The organism is Streptomyces sp. NPDC048825, from assembly GCF_043198355.1.
Classification (GTDB): Bacteria; Actinomycetota; Actinomycetes; order Streptomycetales; family Streptomycetaceae; genus Streptomyces; species Streptomyces xiangluensis.
Genome location: NZ_JBICUR010000001.1, coordinates 420,817 through 445,301 on the forward strand (window position 1 = coordinate 420,817; position 24,485 = coordinate 445,301).

General features: G+C 70.4%; 20 protein-coding genes. 7 read left to right on the plus strand and 13 right to left on the minus strand.

What is annotated here, in order from left to right:
- Positions 1–5 precede the first annotated feature (5 nt).
- Positions 6–1,049: an oligopeptide/dipeptide ABC transporter ATP-binding protein gene (locus ACGFNK_RS01915; RefSeq protein WP_393412130.1), complete on the plus strand. Its 1,044-nt coding sequence runs from the start codon at positions 6–8 to the stop codon at positions 1,047–1,049.
- A 23-nt stretch (positions 1,050–1,072) separates the two neighbouring features.
- Complete coding sequence (locus ACGFNK_RS01920) at positions 1,073–2,008, plus strand: dihydrodipicolinate synthase family protein (RefSeq protein ID WP_393410957.1); 936 nt, start codon at positions 1,073–1,075, stop codon at positions 2,006–2,008.
- A gap of 191 nt (positions 2,009–2,199) precedes the next feature.
- Here the strand turns inward: ACGFNK_RS01920 and ACGFNK_RS01925 are convergent, their stop codons facing one another.
- The 6 genes from ACGFNK_RS01925 to leuA form a co-directional block, all read right to left on the minus strand.
- A complete protein-coding gene (locus ACGFNK_RS01925; RefSeq protein ID WP_393410959.1) occupies positions 2,200–3,399 on the minus strand; it encodes an exo-alpha-sialidase in 1,200 nt (399 codons plus the stop codon).
- A gap of 127 nt (positions 3,400–3,526) precedes the next feature.
- Positions 3,527–4,198, minus strand: a complete 672-nt coding sequence (locus ACGFNK_RS01930) for a response regulator (protein ID WP_393410961.1) — start codon at positions 4,196–4,198, stop codon at positions 3,527–3,529.
- Complete coding sequence (locus tag ACGFNK_RS01935) at positions 4,195–5,466, minus strand: sensor histidine kinase (RefSeq protein ID WP_393410963.1); 1,272 nt, start codon at positions 5,464–5,466, stop codon at positions 4,195–4,197. The genes ACGFNK_RS01930 and ACGFNK_RS01935 overlap by 4 nt, the downstream gene beginning before the upstream one ends.
- Before the next feature lie 58 nt (positions 5,467–5,524).
- Positions 5,525–7,621 (minus strand): MMPL family transporter, encoded by a 2,097-nt coding sequence (locus ACGFNK_RS01940; protein ID WP_393410965.1) that lies wholly within the window; start codon positions 7,619–7,621, stop codon positions 5,525–5,527.
- A 205-nt stretch (positions 7,622–7,826) separates the two neighbouring features.
- Positions 7,827–8,537 carry a TerB family tellurite resistance protein gene (locus tag ACGFNK_RS01945; protein ID WP_393410967.1) on the minus strand — a complete coding sequence of 237 codons (711 nt, stop codon included), beginning with the start codon at positions 8,535–8,537 and terminating at the stop codon, positions 7,827–7,829.
- A 173-nt stretch (positions 8,538–8,710) separates the two neighbouring features.
- Positions 8,711–10,450, minus strand: coding sequence for a 2-isopropylmalate synthase (leuA, locus tag ACGFNK_RS01950; protein ID WP_393410969.1), 1,740 nt, complete (start codon positions 10,448–10,450; stop codon positions 8,711–8,713).
- Between the two features lie 419 nt (positions 10,451–10,869).
- Here leuA and ACGFNK_RS01955 point away from each other — a divergent pair, with 419 nt between their 5' ends.
- The 4 genes from ACGFNK_RS01955 to ACGFNK_RS01970 all read left to right on the plus strand — a co-directional run bounded on the left by ACGFNK_RS01955 (position 10,870) and on the right by ACGFNK_RS01970 (position 14,511).
- Positions 10,870–11,937, plus strand: a complete 1,068-nt coding sequence (locus ACGFNK_RS01955) for a M4 family metallopeptidase (RefSeq protein WP_393410971.1) — start codon at positions 10,870–10,872, stop codon at positions 11,935–11,937.
- Between the two features lie 64 nt (positions 11,938–12,001).
- Entirely contained in the window at positions 12,002–12,268 is a 267-nt protein-coding gene (locus ACGFNK_RS01960) for a protealysin inhibitor emfourin (RefSeq protein WP_388671865.1), read from the plus strand.
- Between the two features lie 191 nt (positions 12,269–12,459).
- Complete coding sequence (locus tag ACGFNK_RS01965; RefSeq protein ID WP_393410974.1) at positions 12,460–13,806, plus strand: GH1 family beta-glucosidase; 1,347 nt, start codon at positions 12,460–12,462, stop codon at positions 13,804–13,806.
- Positions 13,807–14,034: 228 nt separating this feature from the next.
- Positions 14,035–14,511 carry a hypothetical protein gene (locus ACGFNK_RS01970; RefSeq protein ID WP_393410976.1) on the plus strand — a complete coding sequence of 159 codons (477 nt, stop codon included), beginning with the start codon at positions 14,035–14,037 and terminating at the stop codon, positions 14,509–14,511.
- 143 nt (positions 14,512–14,654) lie between these two features.
- Here the strand turns inward: ACGFNK_RS01970 and ACGFNK_RS01975 are convergent, their stop codons facing one another.
- Positions 14,655–14,993, minus strand: coding sequence for a P-II family nitrogen regulator (locus tag ACGFNK_RS01975; protein WP_393410978.1), 339 nt, complete (start codon positions 14,991–14,993; stop codon positions 14,655–14,657).
- A 116-nt stretch (positions 14,994–15,109) separates the two neighbouring features.
- Here ACGFNK_RS01975 and era point away from each other — a divergent pair, with 116 nt between their 5' ends.
- On the plus strand, positions 15,110–16,078 hold the full coding sequence (era, locus tag ACGFNK_RS01980) for a GTPase Era (RefSeq protein ID WP_386353346.1): 969 nt from the start codon (positions 15,110–15,112) through the stop codon (positions 16,076–16,078).
- 81 nt (positions 16,079–16,159) lie between these two features.
- Here era and ACGFNK_RS01985 read toward each other — a convergent pair whose 3' ends face one another.
- From ACGFNK_RS01985 to ACGFNK_RS02010, 6 genes are all read right to left on the minus strand, one after another.
- The gene (locus ACGFNK_RS01985; RefSeq protein ID WP_393410980.1) at positions 16,160–16,507 is read right to left on the minus strand and encodes a cytidine deaminase; all 348 of its coding nucleotides are present in this window, start codon (positions 16,505–16,507) and stop codon (positions 16,160–16,162) included.
- A gap of 33 nt (positions 16,508–16,540) precedes the next feature.
- Positions 16,541–20,986, minus strand: coding sequence for an HAD-IC family P-type ATPase (locus ACGFNK_RS01990; protein WP_393410982.1), 4,446 nt, complete (start codon positions 20,984–20,986; stop codon positions 16,541–16,543).
- Between the two features lie 173 nt (positions 20,987–21,159).
- Positions 21,160–21,519: an MmcQ/YjbR family DNA-binding protein gene (locus ACGFNK_RS01995; protein WP_393410984.1), complete on the minus strand. Its 360-nt coding sequence runs from the start codon at positions 21,517–21,519 to the stop codon at positions 21,160–21,162.
- Positions 21,516–22,823 (minus strand): hemolysin family protein, encoded by a 1,308-nt coding sequence (locus ACGFNK_RS02000; protein ID WP_393410986.1) that lies wholly within the window; start codon positions 22,821–22,823, stop codon positions 21,516–21,518. Before ACGFNK_RS02000 ends, ACGFNK_RS01995 begins: the two co-directional genes overlap by 4 nt.
- Positions 22,820–23,317, minus strand: coding sequence for an rRNA maturation RNase YbeY (gene ybeY, locus ACGFNK_RS02005; RefSeq protein ID WP_393410988.1), 498 nt, complete (start codon positions 23,315–23,317; stop codon positions 22,820–22,822). The genes ACGFNK_RS02000 and ybeY overlap by 4 nt, the downstream gene beginning before the upstream one ends.
- A 13-nt stretch (positions 23,318–23,330) precedes the next feature.
- Positions 23,331–24,383, minus strand: a complete 1,053-nt coding sequence (locus ACGFNK_RS02010; RefSeq protein ID WP_393410990.1) for a PhoH family protein — start codon at positions 24,381–24,383, stop codon at positions 23,331–23,333.
- Positions 24,384–24,485: the final 102 nt, after the last annotated feature.

Genomic DNA, 24,485 nt, shown 5'->3' on the forward strand with positions numbered 1-24,485 from the left:
CCGTCATCACCCTGTCCGACACCCACGTCGTCCACAAGGCGCGCACCGGCGGCCTCTTCTCGCGCGATCGCGTGTACGCCCTCACCGGCGCCGACCTCGCCATCGCGCCCGGCGAGACGGTGGGCGTCGTCGGCGAGTCCGGCTGCGGCAAGTCGACGCTCGCCAAGGTCCTGGTGGGCGTGCAGAAGCCGACGTCCGGGACGGTGTCCTTCCGTGGCCGTGACCTGTGGACGATGAAGCCGGCCGAGCGGCGGGCCACGGTCGGCGCCCACACCGGCATGATCTTCCAGGACCCGTCGACCGCCCTGAACCGCCGCCTGACGGTACGGCAGATCCTGCGCGACCCGCTCGATGTGCACAGGCGGGGCACGGGCGGGCAACGGGAGGAACGGGTACGGGAGCTGATGTCCCTGGTCGGACTCCCGCGCGTACTGGCCGAAGGACTCCCCGGACAGCTCTCCGGCGGCCAGCGTCAACGCGTGGCGATCGCACGGGCGTTGGCGCTCGAACCGGACCTGGTCGTGGCGGACGAACCGACCAGCGCGCTGGACGTGTCGGTCCGCGCCCAGATCCTCAACCTGCTCCTGGACCTGAAGGAACGCCTCGGACTCGCCCTCGTCTTCGTCTCGCACGACATCCAGACCGTGCGGCGGATGAGCGACCGCGTCATCACGATGTATCTGGGGCGGATCGTCGAGGAGTCCCCCGCCGACGAGGTGACGGACCGGGCCCGGCACCCGTACACCCGCGCGCTGTTCTCCGCGACCCCCGGTCTGCTGGACCCGATCGACCCGATACCGCTGGTGGGCCCCGTCCCGTCGGCGACCCGTCCCCCCAGCGGCTGCCCCTTCCGTACGCGCTGCTGGAAGGCCGACTCCCGGTGCGCCGAGGTCATGCCCGGCTTCGCGGACGCGTCGCGTCCCGGGCATCGCTTCCGCTGCCATCATCCTGTGGAGGAGGAGCAGTCGACACGTGAGCTGGTGGCGCAGGCCGTCACCGCGGTTCCGGAGGCCACCGCCATGGCCGATGTCCCCGTCGAGAAGTCGTAGAGCAGCAGTACAGGGAGCCCTTGATGACCCTTTCCGCCCCGCTGACCGGTGTCGTTCCGCCCGTCTGCACGCCCCTGACACCGGACCGCGAGGTGGACGTACCCTCGCTCCTCAAGCTTGTCGATCATCTGGTGGAGGGCGGGGTGCACGGGCTCTTCGTCCTCGGCTCTTCGTCCGAAGCCGCGTACCTGACCGACCGTCATCGTCGTCTTGTCGTCCAGACGGTCGTCGCCCACGTGGGTGGTCAACTGCCCATTCTCGCGGGCGCCATCGACATGACGACTCCTCGGGTTCTCGATCATGTCCGGTACGTCACGGAGGCGGGTGCCGATGCGGTGGTCGTCACGGCGCCGTTCTACACGCGGACACATCCGGCGGAGATCTCCCGCCACTACCGCCTCATCGCATCGCGGTCTTCGGTGCCGGTCTTCGCGTACGACCTTCCGGTGTCCGTCCACACCAAGCTGAGTGCGGAGTTGGTGCTGGAGCTGGCCGCTGACGGGGTGTTGGCCGGTTTGAAGGACTCCAGCGGGGACGAGGGTGGGTTTCGGGCCGTTGTGATGGGCGCGCGTATGGATCCCGCTGTGGCCGGGTTCAGTGTGCTGACCGGGTCGGAGCTGGTGGTCGACACGGCTTTGGCGATGGGAGCGGATGGGGCCGTTCCTGGGCTGGGGAATGTGGATCCGCACGGGTACGTACGGCTCTATCGGCTCTGTCGGGAGGGCGACTGGGAGCGGGCCCGGGCCGAACAGGAGCGGTTGTGCGCGTTGTTCGGAATGGTGCGGGTGGGGGACTCTGCGCGGATGGGGGGTTCGGCGGCGGGGCTCGGCGCCTTTAAGGCGGCGCTCTGTCTGCGGGGGGTTATTGCGTGTCCGGTCACGGCGGAGCCGCAGGTTGGGTTGTCGGCGGGGGAGGTTGAGCGGGTGGGGAAGTTTTTGGCCGCGGCGGGGTTGCTGTAGGGGGTTTTTCTTCCCCAAGCCCACCCCTTCCCGAAGCCATGAGGCTCCGCCCCTGGACCCCCGGCTGGGGTCCGCCCACCAGCCCCCTGGAGAGGTTGCCTACCTGGCTGCGGGGCCGTCGTGACTGGTCGCGCGCCCCGCGGCGGAGCCGCATATGTCACAGCCCCGCGCCCCTGACGGGGCGCGCACCATTAGCCGGGGAAAGCAAACCGCCTGAACTCGATCGCCTCGTACGGCCCCGCCACCCCCCTCTCGTACAAAACCCCCACCTTGTCCCCACCCAGCTGAACCAGGTCCGAATACGCCGCCGGTTGCGTGGAAAGCGTCAGCGCTTTCGTGAACGTGCGCCCCGCGTCCGCGCTGCGCCAGATCGCCATCGATTGGCGGGCGGTCGGGACGGAAGGGCCTGAGAAGAGGAGAGCCCCACCCGCGCCCTGTAGTTGGAGCACGCTGCACTGGACCACGGGGACGTCGTTGAGGGTGGGCTGGACCGTGTATGGGCGGTCCAGCGTGACGCCGCCGTCGGAGGAGTAGGAGTCGAGACGGTTGCCGGCACTCGTGCCGTGCTGATCGCGGGAGCTGAAATACAGTCGCCCGTCCGGCAGTTGGGCGGCGATGCTCTCGTTGGAGTTGTCGAGGCCGTCGTACGAGTCGTCGATGAAGCCCAGCCGCCAGGTGACGCCGCCGTCGTCGCTGTAGAGGGCGTGGGCGCCGTAGTACTTGGTCTCCTGGCCGGTGTCGGTGGAACCGGCGGGCGGGGCGGCGGAGTGGTTGGCGGGCATGACGAGGCGTCCGGCGTGCGGGCCACGGGTGAGGGCTACCGCGTGGCCCGGTCCGGTGGCATACCACCGCCAACTCGGCAGCTTCACCGAGTCCGTGATGTCACGTGGTGCGCTGAAGCGCCGGCCGTCGTCCCGGCTCGTCTGGACGAAGACACGCCGGCTCTGTTCGGGCGTCACCTCACCGCGCATGATCTGCGCCTCGGTCACGGCACCGTCGTTGTAGGACGTGAGGAGGACGACCTTCCCGGTGGCGGGATCGACGACCGGCGCTGGGTTGCCGCGCGTGTCGCCCTGCCCGGCCGTGATGACGGAGAGGCGCCCCCATGTGCAGCCGCCGTCGCCGGACCGTCTGAGGACGACGTCGATGTTGCCGGTGTCCCCGGCGCCGTTGCGTCTCCCCTCGGCGAAGGCGAGCACGGCGCCGGTTCGGGTCCTGATGGTGGCAGGGATCCGATACGTGTCGTAGCCGTTCTGACCTGCCGTGAACGGGACGGAGGAGGTGCACCCCCTCGATGGCTGCCCCGCGGCGAACGCGGTACCGGTGGACGCGAGGCCGGCGGTGAGCCCGGCGACGGCGGCGAGGGCGATCAGGCGGCTCGGGACGGTCACAGATCCTCCGGGGGGGGAGCTGGGCAGGAGTGAGCACGGACATGGGACGTGGGATGTCGCGGGTGAACCTAATGCGCACCAAGAGACACGGCAATACCCGTGCAGTGACCAGGAGTTGAGGGGTCTCTTACGCGTCGCCCGGTATCACAAGCCCCGACTCGTACGCCACCATCACCAGCTGCGCCCGATCCCGCGCCCCCAGCTTCCCCATGATCCGGCTGACATGTGTCTTCGCCGTGAGCGGACTGAGCCCCAACGCCTCAGCGATCTCCGTGTTGTTGAGCCCGCGCGCGACAAGGGTCAGCACCTGCCGCTCCCGCTCGGAGAGTTCCTCGGGACCGCCCGCCGCGGGAGCCATGGCGTGCGGCGCGCGCAGGAAACGAGCGATCAGGCGCGAGGTCGGCCCGGGCGACAGAAGCGACTCGCCCGCGGCCACCGTACGGATCGCGTCGAGGAGTTCGGCAGGCTTGGTGTCCTTCACCAGAAAGCCGGACGCTCCGGCCCGCAGCGCCTCGACGATGTGCTCGTCGGTGTCGTACGTCGTCAGGACGAGGACCTTGACTCCGGCAAGATCTTCGTCGGCGGCGATGAGCCGGGTCGCCTCGATCCCGTCGAGGTCGGGCATGCGGATGTCCATCACCACGAGGTCCGCCCGCTCCGACCGGGCCAGCTCCACAGCCTCCCGCCCGGTACCCGCCTGCCCCACGACTTCCATGTCCCCGGCCGACTCGACGAGCATCGCGAAGGCGGACCGTACGAGGGTCTGATCGTCGGCGAGCAGAACACGGATCAGGGTCATCGGGCCTCTTCTGGACGCATGGATGGCGGGGGCGGTGCGGGTGAGGAGGGCGGCGCGGGTGACGAGGGCGGCGCGGACAGTACAGGCAGCTCAGGCAGTACGGCACTCACCTCGAACCCCCCGGCGGCCCCCGGCCCGGCGTCCAGTGTGCCGCCCACACTCCGCGCCCGCTCCCGCATCCCGACGAGACCGAACCCGGGGGTGTCCGTGGAGCACGGCCCCGTACCGTCGTCGGCGACCGAGACGTGCAGGGCGCCGTCCTTCTCGTACACGTGCACCTGGATCGAAAGCCCCGGTCCCCCGTGCCGTACCGAGTTGGTCAGCGCCTCCTGCACGATGCGGTACGCGGCGGCGCCCACGGCGGGCGGCGCGTGGCCGGCCCGAACGGTCAACTCGACCCGTGCCCCGGCGGTGCGGGCGGTCTCCGCCAGGTGGGCGATGCCGTCGAGGCCGGGCAGCGGTCCACGGCCGTCGCCGTGCTCGGCGGCGCGCAGCACCTCGAGGGTGGTGCGGAGTTCGCCGCGGGCGGTGCGGCAGGTGTCGGCGATGTCGTCGAACGACTTCGCGACGGCCTCGCGGTCGAGGCGGTCCGGGTCGGCGGCCAGTACGTGGGCGGCGACAGAGGTCTGCACGCCGATGAGCGTGATGCTGTGGGCGAGCAGATCGTGCAGGTCGCGGGCGATGCGCAGCCGCTCCTCGGCGACCCGGCGGCGGGCCTCCTCCTCGCGGGTGCGTTCGGCGCGTTCGGCACGTTCCAGGGCGGAGGCGAGGTACTGGCGGTGGACGCGGATGTAGCCGCCGAGGAGCAGTACGGAGATGAGCCAGCCGGTGATGCGGATGATCTCGGCGAGTCCGTCCGGATTGGTGACCGCGTTGACGGTGAGGGTCGTGCCGATGAGGACGGTCCCGATGAGCAGGGTGCGGCGGGCGCTGCCGGCGACGGCGACGGTGTAGAGCGCGAGCAGGGTCGCCGGGACGGGGGCGCTGTGGGTGTAGTCGAGCGCGTGGTACGGGACGACGCAGGCCACCATGGCCAGCATCACGGTCATGGGGTGGCGCCGGCGCCAGATCAGCGGGACGTTCGCGCCCAGCAGCAGCAGCCACGCGAGGAGGTCGGGCTGGCGCCCGTCCTTGATGAAGAGGGCCATGACCGTGGTGAGGGCGGCCACCGCGGCGGCGAGGTGCGCGTCGTTGCGCAGGGAGGGGACCGCCGGAGGGTGGTTGACGGCGGTCAGGGCCCGCTCGATGAGGGATTGGGGACGCGGCACTGCTCCATCTTCCGTCAGGCGGGCGTCCCTCCGGCAGTGGGAGGGACGCCCGCGGTGTCTACGGAACTGCGACAGGCTCCTGCTGTCGCGGCGGCTCCTGTGCGTCAGGATCCGGCTCCGGTTCGCGGGACAGGCGGCCCGGCCACCACATCTTCCGCCGCAGGGCGACGCTTGCGCTGGTCACCAGGTACGTCCGTACGAGGAAGGTGTCCAGCAGCACTCCGACCGAGATCACGAAGCCCAGCTCGACCAGCTGCAGCAGGCCCATGTTCAGCAGCACGGCGAAGGTCGCGGCGAGGACGAGGCCCGCGGAGGCGATGACGCCCCCCGTCGTCCGCAGCGCGGTGAGCGCGGCGGCCACGGGTTCCTTGCCGGACAGGGATTCCTCGCGCATCCGGTGCATGAGGAAGATGCCGTAGTCGACGCCGAGGGCGACCAGGAACACGAAGGAGAGCAGTCCGAGTCCGGGATCGGTTCCCTCGAAGCCGAAGACCGGGCCGAAGACCAGTCCGCCGATGCCGAGCGCCGCACCCCACACGGCGACCACGGCCGCCACCAGCAGCAGCGGGGCGACCAGGCTGCGCAGCAACGCGATCAGGATCAGCAGCACGGAGCCGAGGACGAGCGGCACGACGACTTTGGTGTCGCTGGCGCTGGTGTCCTTGAGGTCGATCTGTTCGGCGCTCGGACCGCCGAGGTAGGACCCGTCGAGCTCCGAGCGCAGGGACTCGATCGTCGCGGTCTCGCCCGCCGACTGGGGCGGGTCCTTGGCGATCACGGAGATCTCCGTCCAGCCGTCCCCGCTGCGTCCCCGCTCGGCGCTTGCGACGCCGTCATGCTCACGCACCTTGGCGAGGGTGTCGTCGACCTGGCCGCTGGGCGTGATCACATTGATCGGCTGGCTGCTCCGCTCGGGGTAGGCGGCGGCGAGCGTCTCCATCGCGACGACCGCTTCCGGCTTGTCGACGAAGGAGTCCTCCTGCTTGACCGCTCCGGGCAGGTTCAGCATGCCCGTCGCGAGCGCGCCGAGCAGGACCACACCGCCCGCGAGCACGGCCAGCGGCCGACGCCCCGCGGAGCTGCCCATGGCGGTGAACAGCGACCTGCGCTCCTTCGGCCGGCTCCCGAACGCGGGCACCAGCGGCCAGAACACCCGGCGGCCCAGCAGCACGAGGAGCGCGGGCAGCAGCGTCAGCATGGCGAGGAGCGCGCACAGGACGCCGACGGTTCCCAGCGGCCCCATACCGCGGCTGCTGTTGAGGTCGGCGGCGAGCAGGCACAGCAGTCCGGCGGCGACCGTGCCGGACGAGGCGAGAACGGCAGGGCCGCAGCCGCGCAGAGCGGCCCGCATGGCGTCGTACGGCCGCTCGATGCGCCGCAGTTCCTCCCGGTAGCGGGCGATCAGCAACAGCGCGTAGTCCGTGCCCGCGCCGAACACGAGGATCGTCATGATGCCCGCGCTCTGGCCGGAGATGGTCGTGCCGAACGCCGAGTTGAGGCCGTACGCGACGCCCATCGAGAGGTAGTTGGCGACGCCCGCGACGGCGAGCGGAACGAGCCACAGCAGCGGGCTGCGGTAGATGAGGATCAGCAGGATCGCGACCACGCCGACGGTGGTGTAGAGCAGCGGCCCGTCGAGCGAGTCATACACCTCGCCCGCGTCGGTGGCCAGCGCCCCCGGGCCGCCCACCTCGACGCTCAGCCCGCCATCCCCCTGGGCGACATCGCGTACGTCGTTGACGAACTCGTCCCGGAGTTTCTCGTCGATGCCCGGCTCGTTGCTGGCGACGGGGTACATCAAGGTGGTCCCGTCCTCGGACGGCACCCCCTTGGGCGTCGCGGTCAGCCGGCCCGCGCCCGCGATCTCCTCGACCTGCTGGGCCGCCGTCTCGCGGTCGGTGGTGGTCAGCCCGCCGTCCCGGTGGTAGACGAGCACCAGCTCGGTGGTCTCGCCGCCGGGCAACTGCTCCTGGATCTTGGCGACTTGGGTGGAGTCCGCGCTCGCCGGCAGATAGTCGACGGCTCGGTCCTGCTGCACATCGGACAGCTTGGACGCGAACGGCGAGGTCAAGGCGAGCACGGCCACCCAGAGCCCGAGCAGCACCCAGGGCACGGCTCGTCGCCGCATACGCGTGGTTGTCTTTCCGGGCCCCATGGCGGGGTCCCCCTCCCTTGGACGGGTGTCTGGACATCCACCAGACTCCCGGCGGGAAGGGCCGGAATCGTCGCGCGTCAGGGCGACTTCGTGGGTACTGCCGGGGGTGACTGAGGGGGCGGATTACTCCCCGGGGAGTAGCGCCGTCGGCGTACGAGGGCGTCCGTGCCGCCTGCCTTGCGCCCGCCCCGCACGGTCTTGCCCCTTACGACGGCGTACGCGCCGCAGCCAGCAGCCTCGTCACATCGTCCGAGCAGATCGTCAGCGCCCCGCCCACGGTCGCGAGAGCATCACGCTCGGCGGGGGTGTACGGGCCGTCGGCGAGGGCGATGCGGGCGCCCTGGAGGAGGATCGACTCGCGGCCGGCGGGGGCAAGGTGCGGGGCCAGCGGGTCCAGCGCCTCGTGGAGCTCTATGGCCAGGCCCGGTCCGCAGGGCTCGCCGTGGACGCGGCCGGTGTCGGCGGCGAGGGCTTCGACGAGCGCGGCGAGCTGGTCCTCGGTGCAGTCCTCGAAGCCGGCCGCGCGTACGGCGTCGGCGGCTGTCTCCAGGGACGTACGGGAGCAGGTGCCGCCCGCGGCCAGGATCGCGAGCGCGACGGTGTGGACGGCGTCGCGCAGCATGGCGGAGAAGCGGGTGGTGGTGGGGTGGTCGAGGACGTCCGCGCCGAAGTGGTGGCGGCAGGCGGCGCACTCCACGACGGGTCCGGTGGCGCCGCGCGGCAGGACCGGCATGCCGAGCAGGGTGAAGCGGCGGCGGCCTGCGAGGCGCTGGTAGTTGCGGTCGCCTCCGCAGCCGGGGCAGAAGAACTCGCCGTCACCGACCGTGGTCCACGCGGTACGGGTCCCCAGGACGCGGGAAACGCCGAGCGCGCGAGCGCGGACAAACCGGCCGTTTCGTCCCCATCCTGGCAGCACGTCGCACCTCCCTGACCCCGCGGCACCATCGCCGCGCTGGCGTGATGTTAGCCACATCGTCGACGTGGAGTCAGTACCCCGTACGAGGTCACTCGGCGACATGGCCGGTTATCGCGCCGCGACCCCGCCCGCCGAGGTGGCGGACGGGGCCGGAGAAAAGCAGGTGAACGGGCTTATCGCGTCGCGCGGTTGACCGCGGAGACGACCGCCTTCAGCGAGGCGCGTGTCGTATTCGCGTCGATGCCGATCCCCCACAGCACCTTGTCGCCGATCGCGACCTCGATGTACGAGGCGGCCTGCGCGGAGGCACCCTCGCTCATCGTGTGTTCTTGGTAGTCCAGCAGCCGGGCGTCGACGCCGATGCCCTGCAGCGCGTGGAAGAACGCGGAGATCGGGCCGTTGCCCGTACCCACCAGGGTGGTCTCGGTGCCGTCCACCTCGGCCTCGACGGTCAGCGTGTCCACACCGTCCTTGTCGGTGGTGGACTGGCCGTTCTTCAGCTGGATGCGGCCCCAGGCGTTCTGGGGGTTCGGCAGGTACTCGTCCTGGAAGGTCGCCCAGATGTCCTTCGGGGTGACCTCGCCGCCCTCGGCGTCCGTCTTCGCCTGGATGATCTTCGAGAACTCGATCTGCATCCGGCGCGGCAGGTCCAGCTTGTGGTCGTTCTTCAGGACGTACGCGATTCCGCCCTTGCCGGACTGCGAGTTGACGCGGATGACCGCCTCGTACGAGCGGCCGACGTCCTTGGGGTCGATGGGCAGGTACGGAACCGCCCACTCGATGTCGTCGACCGTCTTGCCCTGCTCCTTCGCGGACGCCTCCATGGCGTCGAAGCCCTTCTTGATGGCGTCCTGGTGGGAGCCGGAGAAGGAGGTGTAGACGAGGTCGCCGACGTACGGGTGGCGGGCGTGGACCTCCATCTGGTTGCAGTACTCGGCGGTGCGGCGGACCTCGTCGATGTTCGAGAAGTCGATCTGCGGGTCGACGCCCTGCGAGAACAGGTTCATGCCCAGGGTGACCAGGTCGACGTTGCCGGTGCGCTCGCCCTGCCCGAACAGGCAGCCCTCGATGCGGTCGGCGCCGGCCATCAGTGCCAGTTCGGCCGCCGCGACCGCCGTACCGCGGTCGTTGTGCGGGTGGACGGACAGACAGACGTACTCGCGGCGCGACAGGTTGCGCGACATCCACTCGAAGCGGTCCGCGTGCGTGGAGGGGGTCGAACGCTCCACGGTGGCGGGCAGGTTGAGGATGATCTCACGATCCGGGCCGGGCTGCCAGACGTCCATGACGGCCTCGCAGACTTCCAGGGCGAAGTCCAGCTCGGTGTCAGTGAAGATCTCGGGGCTGTACTGGTAGCCGAAGGTCGTCCGCTCGTCCAGCAGCTTCTCGGCGTACTCCATGACCAGCCGCGTACCGTCGACCGCGATCTGCTTGATCTGGTCCTTCGAGCCGCGGAAGACGACCCGGCGGAACACGGGCGCCGTGGCGTTGTACAGGTGCACGGTGGCGCGCTTGGCGCCGACCAGCGACTCGACGGTCCGCTCGATCAGGTCTTCGCGGGCCTGGGTCAGTACGGAGATCGTGACGTCATCGGGGATCGCGCCCTCTTCCTCGATGATCGACCGCACGAAGTCGAAGTCGGTCTGCCCGGAGGCGGGGAACCCGACCTCGATCTCCTTGTAGCCCATCTTCACCAGCAGATCGAACATCTCGCGCTTGCGGGCGGGCGACATGGGGTCGATCAGGGCCTGGTTGCCGTCGCGCAGGTCCGTGGAGAGCCAGCGGGGGGCGACGGTGATCCGGTTGTCCGGCCATGTGCGGTCGGAGATGTCGACCTGGTCGTACGGCCGGTACTTGTGGATCGGCATGGAGGTGGGCTGCTGGCGGTTCGGGCGGTTCTGGCTGTTCGCCATAATGCGTGGGCTCCTGGAAGGTGTCCGGAAGGACGGCCGACGGCGCAACGCCAGACTCCGCGGGGAGGGGGTCGGCCTCGACTACAGGCCCTCGCCGCGGCAGCTAAGGAGAAGCAGCCCGAAACGCATGATGTTCGGCATGCTAGCGGAGCTTGGCTTCGAGCGAGGGTTCGTATCAGTATGCGGGACCATGGAGGATTCCGGCATAAAAGGTGCACAAGGTCACAAGGGGCCACTGAAACCGCCGCTTCAGGGGTGCGGGGCTGTGACATATGCGGCTCCGCCGCGTGGGCGCGCAAGCCACGACGGACCCGCAGCCATAACACAGCAGGTAATCCCCACGGCGCCCCAATCCCCACATTTCACCAATCATGGTTGCGCCTGGTGACAGACAAATAACCCAGTGCGAAGGTGCGGTCATGACCGCGAACCCCGGCTTCGAGCCCACCTTCTGCACCATCGTGCCGCCCCACGTCCTGGACACCCTGGCCCGGTCCGAGGACCCCGCCCTCGCGGGCCCCGCACGCCGCACTCTGGAGCGCGACGCCCTGGAGCGCACCCACCGCCGCCTGACCACGGTCCTCGGCGCTCCGGCCGTCGCCGCCCCCAAGGGCGCTGCCGGCCGGCCGGACCGCACCATCTACGACGCCAAACACAAGCAGGACCTCCCCGGCAAAAAGGTCCGCGGCGAGGGCGACAAGCCCGGCAAGGACGCCACGGTCAACCGCGCGTACGCCGGCCTGGGCGCGACCTTCGACCTGTTCCTGAAGGCGTACGAGCGGAACTCGATCAACGGCGAGGGCCTGCCGCTGAGCGCAACCGTGCACTTCGGCGAGGAGTACAACAACGCCTTCTGGAACGGCGAGCAGATGGTCTTCGGCGACGGTGACGGCGAGATCTTCCTCGACTTCACGATCCCCGTCGACGTCATCGGCCATGAACTCGCCCACGGCGTCACGCAGTACACCGCGAACCTCACATACTTCGGCCAGCCAGGCGCCCTGAACGAATCGATGTCGGACGTCTTCGGCTCGCTGATCAAGCAGTACACCCTCGGCCAGACCGCCGCCGAGGCCGACTGGCTGATCGGCGCGGGCCTGCTCGCTCCGCGCGTCACCGGCAAGGCGCTGCGCTCCATGAAGGAGCCGGGCACGGCGTACGACGACGACGTCCTCGGCAAGGACCCGCAGCCCGCGACGATGGACGACTACGTGCAGACGGGCCGCGACAACGGCGGCGTCCACATCAACTCCGGCATCCCCAACCACGCCTTCTACCTCGCCGCGACCACCCTCGGCGGCAACGCCTGGGAGCGTGCGGGACAGATCTGGTACGACGTGCTGACCGGCGGCGAGCTCGACTCGAAGGCGAACTTCTCCGACTTCGCGACCCTGACCATCGCACAGGCCCGCACCGCGTACGGCGAGGGCGAGGAACTCCAGGCCGTCACGAAGGCGTGGGAGCGGGTCGGGGTGCCCACGGCCTGAGCGCGGGGCGTGAGGCCGCGGCCCAGGAGTGGCCCGGCGGACGCTTTCGTACTAGACAGGAACCATGCGTATCCAGGTGAAGCGCACGGGTGGATTCGCGGGCATCGACCGTCACGCCTCGGTGGAGACGGCGGGACGGGCCGATGCCCAGGAGTGGCACGACCTGGCCAAGCAGGCCGTCGCCGCCGCTCGCCAGACACCCCCGATCGGCGTCCCGGACGGCTTCAGCTACCAGCTCACCGTCGACGGAAAGACGGTGTACTGCTCGGATCCCCGACTGACGGAGGAGCAACGAAAGCTGATTTCAAGGGTGCTGAAAGAGGGAGCGTAGAAAGCAAGGGTTCAGGGGAGCGCCCCGGAAGGGGCGCGGGGCTGTGACATATGCGGCTCCGCCGCGTGGGCGCGACCAGCCACAACGAACCCGCAGGCGCCCATGCACGGACCCACCCCTCCCCTGAGGTGCCCCCCGAAGCCGAACGCCAGTTCACGCCGGGCCGTTGACATCTGTTACCGGCGGTAAGGATGATCCGGTGCATGGCAACTGACGCGCGCGGCGGGACGAACCCGATACCTCAGTTCCCGAGCGACTTCCTCTGGGGCGTATCCACCTCGGCCCACCAGATCGAGGGCGCAGCGGACGAACGCGAGCCCTCCGTCTGGGACGCCTTCACCGCCGAACCGGGCCGGGTGAAGGACGGCTCGACGGCCGCGGTGGCCTGCGACCACTACCACCGCTACCCCGAGGACGTGGCCCTCCTGCGCGACCTTGGCGTGGGAGCGTACCGCTTCTCGATCTCCTGGCCACGCGTACAGTCCCCCGGCGGCCTCGACTTCTACGACCGCCTGGTGGACGAGCTGGCGGCAGCGGGCGTACGTCCCGTTCCGACCCTCTTCCACTGGGACCTGCCGCTCTCCGTGGAAACGGAGGGCGGCTGGCTGCGACGCGAGACCGCCGAGCGTTTCGCCGAGTACGCGGCCGTCGTCGCCGAACGCCTCGGTGACCGCATCGGCAAGTGGATCACCCTCAACGAGCCCGCCGAGCACACCCTGTTCGGCCACGCCCTCGGCACCCACGCACCCGGCAAGCAACTGATGTTCGACGCACTCCCCGCCGCTCACCACCAGCTGTTGGCCCACGGTCTGGCCGTACGAGCCCTGCGCGCGGCCGGAGTCACGGACATCGGGATCGCCAATTCGCACGGACCGACCTGGCCCGCGTCCGACGAGGCGGCCGATGTGGAGGCGGCCGGTTTCTACGACGTACTGCTGAACCGGCTCTTCGCGGACCCGCTACTGCGGGGCCAATACCCGGAAGGGCTGGGCGAGTTGATGCCCGGGGACGTCGACGCCGACCTGAAGGTGATCACCGAGCCGCTGGACTGGTACGGGATCAACTACTACGCCCCGACAAGGGTGGGCGCGCCTCAGGACACCGACATCGAGTTCGGCGGCTTCACGCTTCCGGCCGAACTCCCCTTCTCTGTAAGGGAGATCGAGGGGTATCCGGTCACCGACTTCGGCTGGCCCGTGATCCCGGAGGGGCTGACGGAGCTGCTGACGAGCTTCCGTGACCGCTACGGCGACCGCCTCCCGCCGATCGTCATCACCGAGAACGGCTGCTCGTACGAGGGGATCGACGACCAGGAGCGGATCGCGTTCCTGGACGGCCATCTCCGGGCGCTGCACCGGGCGCTGGAGGCGGGCGTCGACGTACGCGGGTACTTCGTGTGGTCGCTGCTGGACAACTTCGAGTGGGCGGAGGGCTACGCACGCCGGTTCGGGCTGGTCCACGTCGACTACGACACGCTGGAGCGGACACCGAAGGCGTCGTACGGGTGGCTGCGGGACGCACTGCGCACACAACCCTGAGACAGAGCCGTTTTCGGGCCACCATCAACCGCCTTCGGCCACTTCCTCCAACCATCAGAAGAATCACTTCCGCTTCTCTTGCCAACACACGCCACCCAGGCCTCAATAGACCTCGACTCTTTCCGACGGACCGTCAGATCTGACTCGCGGAGCATTTCCGCGCCCCCACCCGTGGGCGGTCCGTCAACCGTTCCCACATGGCAACTCCCCACCGAGGAAAGGGAATTCATGAGACGCAAGCGGATCGGAATCGGCGCGGCCGTCGCGGCCGGCACCCTCGCCATGACGGGCTTCGTCCTGGCCCCCAGCGCCGCCGCGGTGGTCCCGCAGTCGGCGACCATCAACGCGAACTGCAGCCTCCTCGGCGGCGGCGAGGCCACCCTCACCGCCACCCAGAGCGGCACCTCCGCCACCATCACCGTCAGCTCCACCGACATCACCGCGCCGATCGCCCTCGGCGAGGACTCCATCCAGGCCTCGCTCACCATGGTGAAGGCGAGCGGCGGCACCACCGCGTTCACCGGCACCGAGAACCCCGCGATAGCCGCCGGTGAGGGGGTCACGGTCGGGCCCCTGACCGGCACCGTCGCCGCCGGGGACAGCCTTGAGGCGAACGGCGGCTCCCTGGACCTGGTGGTCCTCGGGATCAGCGTCACGTGCACCGCCCAGGGACCGCAGTCGCCGGGCCCGTTCGTGTTCGAGTAAGCCCAAAGCGCCACAGCAAGCTCCGTACGCCCCGCACAACTCCGTACGTGGTGATCGGTGCCGTCCGCGCGCAGACGGCACCGATCAGCCGGCGCCGGTCAGCCGGCATCGATCATCCGGCGACGGGATGCCGACGCGACGCTTCAGAGCGCATCCGGGCCGCGCTCCCCCGTCCGTACCCGCACCACCGTCTCCACCGGCAGCGCCCACACCTTGCCGTCGCCGATCTTCCCCGTCCGCGCCGCCTTGACGATCGTGTCAGTGACGGCGTCCGCGTTCGCATCGTCGACGACGACCTCGATACGGATCTTGGGGACGAGGTCGACCTGGTACTCGGCCCCGCGGTACACCTCGGTGTGCCCGCGCTGACGCCCGTAGCCGCTGGCCTCCGTGACGGTCAGCCCGTGGACGCCCATTTCCTGGAGCGCGTTCTTGACCTCGTCGAGGCGGTACGGCTTGATGATCGCGGTGATGAGCTTCATGAACCCGTGATCGTAAGTGGTCGCGGCGTGCACCGTAAGGTCCGTGAGGGTCCCGACGTGAAGGTCCGGGCATGCGAACGTGAGCACGTGCTGCGGGACTCCGATGATCAGGGACAATGGGCGCCATGAGCGTTCGTACCCAGTCCTCCGAGCCGCCGGAATCCTCGGGGGCCATCCATCGCGCCGGCTTCGCCTGCTTCGTGGGCCGCCCGAACGCGGGCAAGTCCACCCTCACGAACGCTCTGGTCGGCCAGAAGGTGGCGATCACCGCGAACCAGCCGCAGACCACGCGGCACACGGTACGGGGCATCGTGCACCGGCCGGACGCGCAGCTGATCCTGGTCGACACCCCCGGTCTGCACAAGCCGCGCACGCTGCTCGGCGAGCGGCTCAACGACGTCGTACGGACCACCTGGGCCGAGGTCGACGTGATCGGCTTCTGTCTGCCGGCGAACGAGAAACTGGGGCCCGGCGACCGTTTCATCGCCAAGGAACTGGCGTCCATCAAGAAGACGCCGAAGATCGCGATCGTGACGAAGACCGACCTGGTGGAGGGCAAGGCCCTCGCCGAGCAGCTCATCGCCATCGACCAGCTCGGCAAGGAGCTCGGCTTCGAGTGGGCGGAGATCGTCCCGGTGTCGGCGGTCGCCGACAAGCAGGTCGACCTGCTGGCCAACCTCCTCGTCCCGCTCCTGCCGGAAGGTCCCGCCCTCTACCCCGAGGGCGACCTCACGGACGAGCCCGAACAGGTCATGGTGGCCGAACTGATCCGCGAGGCCGCCCTGGAGGGCGTACGCGACGAGCTGCCCCACTCCATCGCGGTCGTGGTCGAGGAGATGCTCCCCCGCGAGGACCGCCCCGCCGACCGCCCCCTCCTCGACATCCACGCCTTCGTCTACATCGAGCGCCCCAGCCAGAAGGGCATCATCATCGGCCCGAAGGGCAAGCGCCTGAAGGAAGTCGGCATCAAGTCCCGCAAGCAGATCGAGGCGCTTCTGGGCACACCGGTCTTCCTCGACCTCCACGTGAAGGTCGCGAAGGACTGGCAGCGGGATCCTCGGCAGCTGCGGAAGCTGGGATTCTGAGGGCGGGGGCTCCGCGCCCGGCGGGGTCCAGGGGCGAAGGCCCTGGCTTCGGGACGGGGCGGGCTCGGGGAAAGAAACCCCTCACCCAGCCGTCGCAGACACCCGCACCGCCCCGTCCACCCCCGCCAGGAACACCGGCGTAGTGGCCCCGCCAAGGTCCCGCACAGCCGCCAGGTCGCCGTCCGCCAAGGATTCGGCCTCGCTCACCACCGCGGCCGCCTCCAACGACTTCGCCCCCGACGCCACGGCCATCGCCACCGCGGTCTGCAGAGCGGTGAGCCGCAGGGAGGCCAGGTCGACGGTTCCGGCGACGTACGTACGGCCGGTCTCGTCTCGTACGGCCGCCCCTTCGGGCACACCGTTGCGGGCCCGAGCGGAACGAGCCAGGGTGACGATCTTGCGGTCCTCGGGATCAAGCGTCTCGGTCATGCCCTGAGCATACGAAGCCCGAGCCCGACCGCATCAACCACGGTGTCCCTGGCCTTGGACGGCAGCGGGGACAGCCCTTGTCACCCTTGCCCACGTCCTCCACGCCTCGCCGGACGGCCCGTACTGGAGGACCGCCTTTTCGAGCCGCGGCACGGCCCGTTGCCCCAGCACTGCGAGTGCTATCGACACGACGACGCCGCCCCAGGCGACCGGGCCCAGCGGCGTGCAGCCGAAGAAATGGCTGGCGCCGGGCGTCTGGATCAGGGCCACGAGGGCGGCAGCCGAGCCGAGGGACGTGATGCGGACCAGAGGACTGTCGCGGCGGTCGGTGAGGGTCTGGGCGAGCTGGGTGCCGACCACGCTGCACAGGGCCATGGTCGTGGAGCGGCGCGCCGTACCCGGGGTGAAGCGGCCGATGAGCCAGGCCGTGGTCGCGCCCAGGCACGTGGTCAGGGCGCGGTGGCGGATCTGGCGGATCAGTGGCGCGCCGAGGAGCGACGTACCGAGAGGCTCGGTGCCCGGATCGGCGCCGGCCTCCCCCTCCCCCGGTGCCGTGCCGTCCTCCTCCGCTCCAGCGGCCTTCTTCTGCGGGGTCACCGCCACCGCCATCGCCGGGAACAGGTCCGTGAACAGGTTCACCAGCAGCATCTGGCGGGTGGAGAGAGGAGCGGAGCCCGACAGGACGGAGCCGAGGATGCCGAAACCGACCTCCCCCGCGTTGCCGCCGATCAGGATGGCGATGGCGTCGGCGACGCTGTGCCACAGGGCACGGCCTTCGGTGACGGCCTCGACGAGGACCGTCAGGTCGTCGTCGGTGAGGACGATGTCGGCCGCGTTGCGGGCGGCAGCCGAGCCACGGGCGCTGATGCCCACGCCGATGTCGGCGGCGCGGATGGCCGCGGCGTCGTTGGCGCCGTCGCCGACCATCCCGACGACCCGGCCCGCGTCCCGCAACGCCTCGATGACCTGGAGCTTCTGCTCCGGCGCGACGCGGGCCACCACGCTCGCGTCGCGCAGCATCCGGGCCCGTGCCGATCGGTCCGCGGCCGCCAGCTCGTCGCCCGTGACGACGGTCATGTCGTCCGGCCAACCCAGGTCGGCGGCGATCGCGCGAGCGGTCTGCGGGTGGTCGCCGGTCAGCATGACCGGTCGTACGCCCGCGTTGCGCAGACCGTGCACGAGGGCCGTGGACGTGTCGCGCGGTACGTCCGCCAGCGCGAGCAGGCCGGTGAACTCCAGCTCGCTGAGGGGCTCTTCGAGTACGTCCGTCGCCTCCTCGCCCTCCTCCAGTCGGCGCCCGGCCACCGCCAGCACACGCAGTCCGTCGCGGGCCAGCGACTGGGCCGCGTCGGACGCGTGGTCCGGGAGGTCGCGGCACGCGGGCAGGAGGGTCTCCGGGGCGCCCTTGACCACGAGCACCGGTGTGCCGTCCGCGCTCCGGCCGACGGAGGCGGCGTAGCCGCGGGCGGCCTCGAACGGGCGGCCCTCGGTCTGTGTCCAGTCCGGGTCCGGACCGGCCGCGTCCAGGACCGCCTCATCGGTGGCGTGCGCCGGCCGGGCGGAGTCGCCGTTCAGACGGGGGCAGGCACGCGCGGCGTCGCGCAGCGTACGCCCGGACTCCGCCTCGCCCACGTTGTGGACCGTGCCGTCGGCGTCGGTCACCCGCACCAGCCGTAGCCGGTTCTCGGTGAGGGTGCCCGTCTTGTCGAAGCAGATCGTGTCCATGCGGCCCAGCGCCTCCAGCGTGCGCGGGGTGCGGACGAGGACGCCGCGGCGGCTCAGCCGCCGGGCGGCGGCCAGCTGCGCGACCGTGGCCACCAACGGCAGGCCTTCGGGTACGGCGGCCACGGCCACCGCCACACCGCCGCTCACCGCCTGGCGTATCGGCGTGCCGCGCAACAGCGACAGACCCGTCACCGCGGCGCCGCCCGCCAGCGTCAACGGCAGCGCCTTGCGGGTGAGTTCCTGAAGCCTGGCCTGCACGCCGCCGGCCGGCGGCGTCCGGGCGGCGAGGGAGACAGCCCGGGCGGCCTCGGTGCGGTCACCGGTGTCCACCACGACGGCCTGGGCATGTCCGGCCACCACGGTCGTGCCCTCGAACACCATGCAGCAGCGGTCGGGCACAGGAGCTCGCGGGGTCGCGTCCGTCCGCTTGTCCGACGGCAGGGACTCGCCGGTCAGCGCGGACTCGTCCACCTCCAGTCCGTCCTCCCACAGGAGGCGGGCGTCGGCGGGCACGACATCGTCCGACTGGAGCTCGATCACGTCGCCGGGGGCGAGTTTGGCGGCGTCGACGATGTGCGCTTCGGCGGGGGTGACGTGTGCTTCTGCGGACGGGCCGCCCGCCGCCCCGTCCGTCACACGCGCCTTCTGTTTCTGACCCGCGAGCAGCCCGGACAGCGCCTGCTCGGCTCGCAGCCGCTGTATACCTCCGACCAGCGCGTTCAGGTCGAGCGCGCCCACGACCAGCAGGGCGTCCACGACGGAGCCGAGGATGGCCGAGGCGGCCGAGCCGACCGCCAGGACCGGGGTGAGCGGATCGTCCAGTTCGCCGCGCACGGCCCGGGCCAGCCGAAGCGACCACCGCGCCGGGGCCAGAACGGGATGGCGGCCGACGGTTTCGGCCGCCTTGCGTACCCGGGTGGTCGTCTGCTGGACGGCACTCTCGTCGGGGTGCGGCTCGCTCTCCAGCCGGGAGAGGACGTCCGCCGGTTCCAGCGCATGCCAGGCCACCCGCGGACGTGGATGCGGGGCCCGGGTCGCCGCAACGCCCAGGGCAGCTCGCGCCCCGGACAGCAGGGCCACCGCCGCGGCGGCGTCGACCGGTGCGTGCCGCACGCCGGGCAACAAAGGCGAGCGGCGTCCCCGCCCGGGCTCGCCGACGGCCACGAGCAAGCCCGACAGCGCGGCGCCGGACCGGGCCAGGGTCTGCGACCTGTGGCCGGTCACGCGGGCGGCCCGCACGGCGGTCAGCAGCCGCCAGACGTCGGCCAGACCGTGCAGGGCCACGACGTCCGCGCCCCATACGACCGCGCCCTCCTGGTCCGCGAGGGCGACGGCCATGTCACCACTGAGCAGCCCGGACAGTACGTCGCTGTCGTCGGCCGACAGCAGCCGGGCGACCGTGACGACGGTCCCGTCCCCGTCGCGCAGTCCGTTCACCACCTCGCTCAACGGGCGGTCATCGGGAACGACTTGGTCGGCAAGGCTCGTGAACTCGCTCAGCGCGGGATCCGCGGGATCGTCCACCACCACGACACGCAGCCCTGCGCGCCGAGCCGCGTCCAGTACGGTCTCGACCCACGGATCCGGCCCCGCGCCCGGAGTGCGCAGCGCGCTCGGATGCAGGACGACCGTGTCCGCCATCTCCAGCTGCCGCAGCCGCTCCGTGTCGCGCACCAACACGCCCGTGCGGGACAGCGCGCCGCTCAGCACGGCGTGGAAGGCGGCAGGCCCGTACCGCGCGGCCTTGGGTGAGCCCGCGAGGACCGCTTCCGCCGCCTCCGCACCGTCGTGCTTGACCAGCAGCGTCGCCGCCGCGCCCAGCACGCTGCCGGTGGAGGCGTGGGCGGCGTACTCCTGGGCCGGGGAGCTGCGCAGCGGTGGGCGTGGAATGTGGTCGGCCGCCGCGCTGATCCGGTCCGGTGTGCACACCTGGTCGTGGACCGTGTCGAAGGCGGCCAGGCGCGCCACCGTCTCCGCCAGCTGGCAGGCGCGCAGGGCCCCGTCGAGCAGCAGAGAGGTCGGCGTCTGGCCCGCGCCGTGGGCGGCCGCGTTCGCCGCGGCCAGCACCATGTCCATGCGGGAGCGGCCGAGCCGGGCGCGCAGCAGGCCACGGAATCGCGGGTTCTCGCGCAGCAGCGTCACCGCCGCGGTCACCAGCCGGGGTGAGGGCGGCAGGCGCAGGGCGTTCGCGATCAGCGCGGCTCCGGCGCCCACGGCGTCGACGGCGACCGCCGCCGCGGCGGCTCGTACTCCGGACGGGTCGCCCGGATGCGTGAACTCCTCCACCGACTCGTCCGACGAAGCGAGTCCGTGCCGGGCCGCGAGATCGGTCGCCTTCTCCACCACCCGGTCGGTGAGCGCCTCCTCGGTGGCGACCACCACCAACCGCGCCAGTCCGCCGTCCCAGTACGCGACCGCCACGTCCGGCCGTTCCGCCAGTGCGGCGGCCACCCGTCGTGCCCTGTGCTCCGTCCCGTCTTCCCCTCGCACCCGTTCCGCCGCGGACGGCCGCAGCGCGAGGTGCGCCCGCGTCCCCGACCGCCAGTGGGGCGTGCCGCCGGGCAGCGCGTTGCGGGCGACGCGCGCGACCCGCACCGCGGAGTCCGCGCTCCGCACGCCGGCCCGCGCCGTCCCCGCCACGGCTGCGGCGACCGCGCCCACCGCGGGTGCGGCACCCCGCGCGAGCAGCCGGGGCCCCGCCCACACGAGACCGCCGGCCGAACGAGGCGTCGTCAACATCAGTCCCAGAACCATCGCGCGCCCTCAGCAGGGACCGGTGGCCGTCGAGCTGCCGCGCCCTGTGGCCGCCTCGCTCCGGCCGGAGGATTCATGGACGGACTTCTGGGCCATGGCTTCCCACCTCTCGTGACAGCGCCTTTCGCACCGTCCGAGTGCCCGCAAAGCGGCAGGTCATCCAGGCGAGATGTTCAGGGGCGATCCAGCCGGAGCCGCTCGGCGCGGGGCAGGCCGGCCACCACCAAGTCGTACGAGTCCTCGATCAGCTCCCGTACGAGCCGGTCCGGAAGCTCCCCGTCCACCGTGACCGTGTTCCAGTGCCGCTTATTCATGTGATAGCCCGGCACGATCAGCCCCGGATACTCGCTCCGAAGCCGAATCGCGTCCTCCGGATCGCACTTGAGGTTCACCGTGAGAGGGACGCCGTCCAGCTGAGTCAGCGCGAACAGCTTGCCCAGAACCTTGAAGACGGACGTCTCCGGATTGAACGGGAAGTCCTCCACCACCGCGTTGAAGGACAGGCAGAAGGTGCGCAGTTCCTCAGATGTCACTCCGGCTTCTTCTCCTCCTCCGGCGGCTCCGCCGGGCCCATCGGCTCCACCAGCACGGTCACGATCTTGTTCCGGCGGCCCGCCGCGGCCTCCGCGGTGAGCCGCAGCTCGCGCTCGTCCGGCAACGACACCACGGACGAAGCGCCCGCGATCGGCACCCGCCCCAGCGCCTTGGCGAGCAGCCCGCCCACCGTCTCGACGTCCTCGTCGTCATACGCCTCGAAGCCGTACAGCTCGCCGAGGTCGCCGATGTCCAGGCGGGCCGTCACGCGGTAGCGGTCGTCGCCGAGCTTCTCGACCGGCGGCAGTTCACGGTCGTACTCGTCCGTGATCTCGCCGACGATCTCCTCCAGGATGTCCTCGATGGTGACGATGCCGGCCGTGCCGCCGTACTCGTCGATGACGACCGCGACGTGATTGCGGTGCTGCTGCATCTCGCGCAGCAGATCGCCCGCGTTCTTCGTGTCGGGCACGAAGGCCGCCGGCCGCATCGCCGTCGAGACGAGCTCGCTCTCCGCGTCCCGGCTGATGTGCGTCTTACGGGCCAGGTCCTTCAGATACACGATCCCCACGATGTCGTCCTCGCTGTCCCCGGTGACGGGGATCCGCGAGAAACCCGACCGCAGGGCCAGCGTCAGCGCCTGCCGGATCGTCTTGTAGCGCTCGATGACCACGAGGTCCGTACGCGGCACCATCACCTCGCGTACGAGCGTGTCGCCCAGCTCGAAGACGGAGTGCACCATCCGGCGCTCGTCGTCCTCGATGAGGGACTCCGCCTCGGCGAGGTCCACCATCGCACGCAACTCGGCCTCTGAGGCGAAGGGGCCGCGGCGGAACCCCTTGCCGGGGGTCAGTGCGTTGCCGATGAGGATCAGCAGGGGCGGGATCGGGCCCATGACACGCGCCAGGGGCAGCAGGACGTACGCAGCTGCCGTCGCCGTGTTCAGCGGATGCTGGCGGCCGATCGTGCGCGGGGAGACACCGACCGCGACGTACGAGACGAGGACCATCACGCCGATGGCGATCGACAGGGCCTCCCATGTCTCGTCGAACTCCATCAGGCAGGCGTACGTGACGAGCGCGGCCGAGGCCATCTCGCAGGCGACGCGCACGAGCAGCGCGACGTTCAGATAGCGGGTCGGGTCCGCTGCGACCTGGGCCAGCTTGGCGCTGCCGCGGCGACCGGAGCGTACGGCCTCTTCCGCGCGGAAGCTGGAGACGCGCGCCAGGCCCGCCTCCGCGCAGGCGGCGAGCCAGGCGACGACGACCAGCGTGATCGCGCCGAGAACGATCTGGGGGTTCATGACACGGTCGGGGCCGGGGAGGGGCCGGTCAGACCCTTCTCCGCACGCCAGCCGTCCACGATGGCGGCCTGCAGGCCGAACATCTCGGCCTTCTCGTTCGGCTGCTCATGGTCGTAACCGAGCAGATGCAGCACTCCATGAACCGTGAGGAGCTGAAGCTCCTCGTCCATGGAGTGCTGCGTCGCCGCCTCCTTGCCCTGCCGTTCGGCGACCTCGGGGCAGAGCACGATGTCACCGAGCAGCCCCTGCGGCGGCTCGTCGTCGTCCTTCGACGGCGGACGCAGCTCGTCCATCGGGAAGGACATCACGTCCGTCGGTCCCGGCAGCTCCATCCACTGGATATGGAGCTGCTCCATGGCGTCGGCGTCCACGACGATCACCGAGAGCTCGGAGAGCGGGTGGATACGCATCCGCGCGAGCGCGTAGCGGGCGATGTCGAGGATCGCCTGTTCGTCGACCTCGGTTCCGGACTCGTTGTTGACGTCGATCGACATGATCGGGCTTGGTCTACTTCCGTTTGTCACGGCCCTTGTGGGAGCCGTTCTGCGTGCCGTTCTCGCTGTCGTACTTCTCGTACGCGTCGACGATACGGCCGACCAGCTTGTGCCGTACGACATCGTGGGACGTGAGCCGCGAGAAGTGGACGTCCTGGACACCGTCCAGGATGTCCTGGACCTGACGCAGCCCGGACTTGGTGCCCTCCGGGAGGTCGACCTGCGTGACGTCACCGGTGACCACGATCTTCGAGTCGAAGCCGAGCCGGGTGAGGAACATCTTCATCTGCTCGGCGCTCGTGTTCTGAGCCTCGTCCAGGATGATGAAGGCGTCGTTCAAGGTACGACCACGCATGTATGCGAGGGGCGCGACCTCTATCGTCCCCGCTGCCATGAGCCGCGGGATCGAGTCCGGGTCGAGCATGTCGTGCAGCGCGTCGTACAGAGGCCGCAGATACGGGTCGATCTTCTCGTACAGCGTGCCGGGCAGGAAGCCGAGCCGCTCGCCCGCCTCGACCGCGGGGCGGGTCAGGATGATGCGGTTGACCTGCTTGGACTGGAGAGCCTGGACCGCCTTGGCCATGGCGAGGTAGGTCTTGCCGGTGCCAGCCGGGCCGATGCCGAAGACGACGGTGTGCTTGTCGATGGCGTCGACGTACCGCTTCTGGTTGAGGGTCTTGGGGCGGATCGTGCGGCCGCGCGAGGACAGGATGTTCTGGGTGAGCACCTCGGCCGGGGTCTCCTCGGGGCCGTTCCCGTCTTCACTTGCCCTCAGCATGGCGATCGAGCGTTCCACCGCGTCCTCCGTCATCGGCTGTCCGGTGCGGAGCACCAGCATCATCTCGTCAAAAACGCGCTGGACGAGGGCCACCTCGCGGGCGTCGCCGACCGCGCTGATCTCATTGCCCCGGACGTGGATGTCGGCCGCCGGGAAGGCCTTCTCGATCACGCGCAGGAGGGCGTCTCCTGAGCCCAGCACGGTCACCATGGGGTGCTTGGGCGGGACGGTGAACTGCGCTCTCGCTTGTCCCTCGACGGGGCTGTGCGCTGTGGGTGTGTCAGTCATGGGCCGGCTCGTAGGCCTTGCTCGTCCTCCTCGACAGGGTCCGCAGCCAGTCGACTGCCTTTGCACTGCCCAGGGTACGTCGGAGCACTGACAACGCCGTAG

Coding starts and splice junctions, on each gene's coding strand:
- leuA (WP_393410969.1), bottom strand. CDS start 10,450: ATGGCGAACAGCCAGAACCGCCCGAACCGCCAGCAGCCCACCTCCATG.
- ACGFNK_RS01920 (WP_393410957.1), top strand. CDS start 1,073: ATGACCCTTTCCGCCCCGCTGACCGGTGTCGTTCCGCCCGTCTGCACG.
- ACGFNK_RS01985 (WP_393410980.1), bottom strand. CDS start 16,507: ATGACCGAGACGCTTGATCCCGAGGACCGCAAGATCGTCACCCTGGCT.
- ACGFNK_RS01960 (WP_388671865.1), top strand. CDS start 12,002: ATGCGTATCCAGGTGAAGCGCACGGGTGGATTCGCGGGCATCGACCGT.
- ACGFNK_RS02010 (WP_393410990.1), bottom strand. CDS start 24,383: ATGACTGACACACCCACAGCGCACAGCCCCGTCGAGGGACAAGCGAGA.
- ACGFNK_RS01990 (WP_393410982.1), bottom strand. CDS start 20,986: ATGGTTCTGGGACTGATGTTGACGACGCCTCGTTCGGCCGGCGGTCTC.
- ACGFNK_RS01930 (WP_393410961.1), bottom strand. CDS start 4,198: ATGACCCTGATCCGTGTTCTGCTCGCCGACGATCAGACCCTCGTACGG.
- era (WP_386353346.1), top strand. CDS start 15,110: ATGGGCGCCATGAGCGTTCGTACCCAGTCCTCCGAGCCGCCGGAATCC.
- ybeY (WP_393410988.1), bottom strand. CDS start 23,317: ATGTCGATCGACGTCAACAACGAGTCCGGAACCGAGGTCGACGAACAG.
- ACGFNK_RS01975 (WP_393410978.1), bottom strand. CDS start 14,993: ATGAAGCTCATCACCGCGATCATCAAGCCGTACCGCCTCGACGAGGTC.
- ACGFNK_RS01940 (WP_393410965.1), bottom strand. CDS start 7,621: ATGGGGCCCGGAAAGACAACCACGCGTATGCGGCGACGAGCCGTGCCC.
- ACGFNK_RS02000 (WP_393410986.1), bottom strand. CDS start 22,823: ATGAACCCCCAGATCGTTCTCGGCGCGATCACGCTGGTCGTCGTCGCC.
- ACGFNK_RS01955 (WP_393410971.1), top strand. CDS start 10,870: ATGACCGCGAACCCCGGCTTCGAGCCCACCTTCTGCACCATCGTGCCG.
- ACGFNK_RS01970 (WP_393410976.1), top strand. CDS start 14,035: ATGAGACGCAAGCGGATCGGAATCGGCGCGGCCGTCGCGGCCGGCACC.
- ACGFNK_RS01965 (WP_393410974.1), top strand. CDS start 12,460: ATGATCCGGTGCATGGCAACTGACGCGCGCGGCGGGACGAACCCGATA.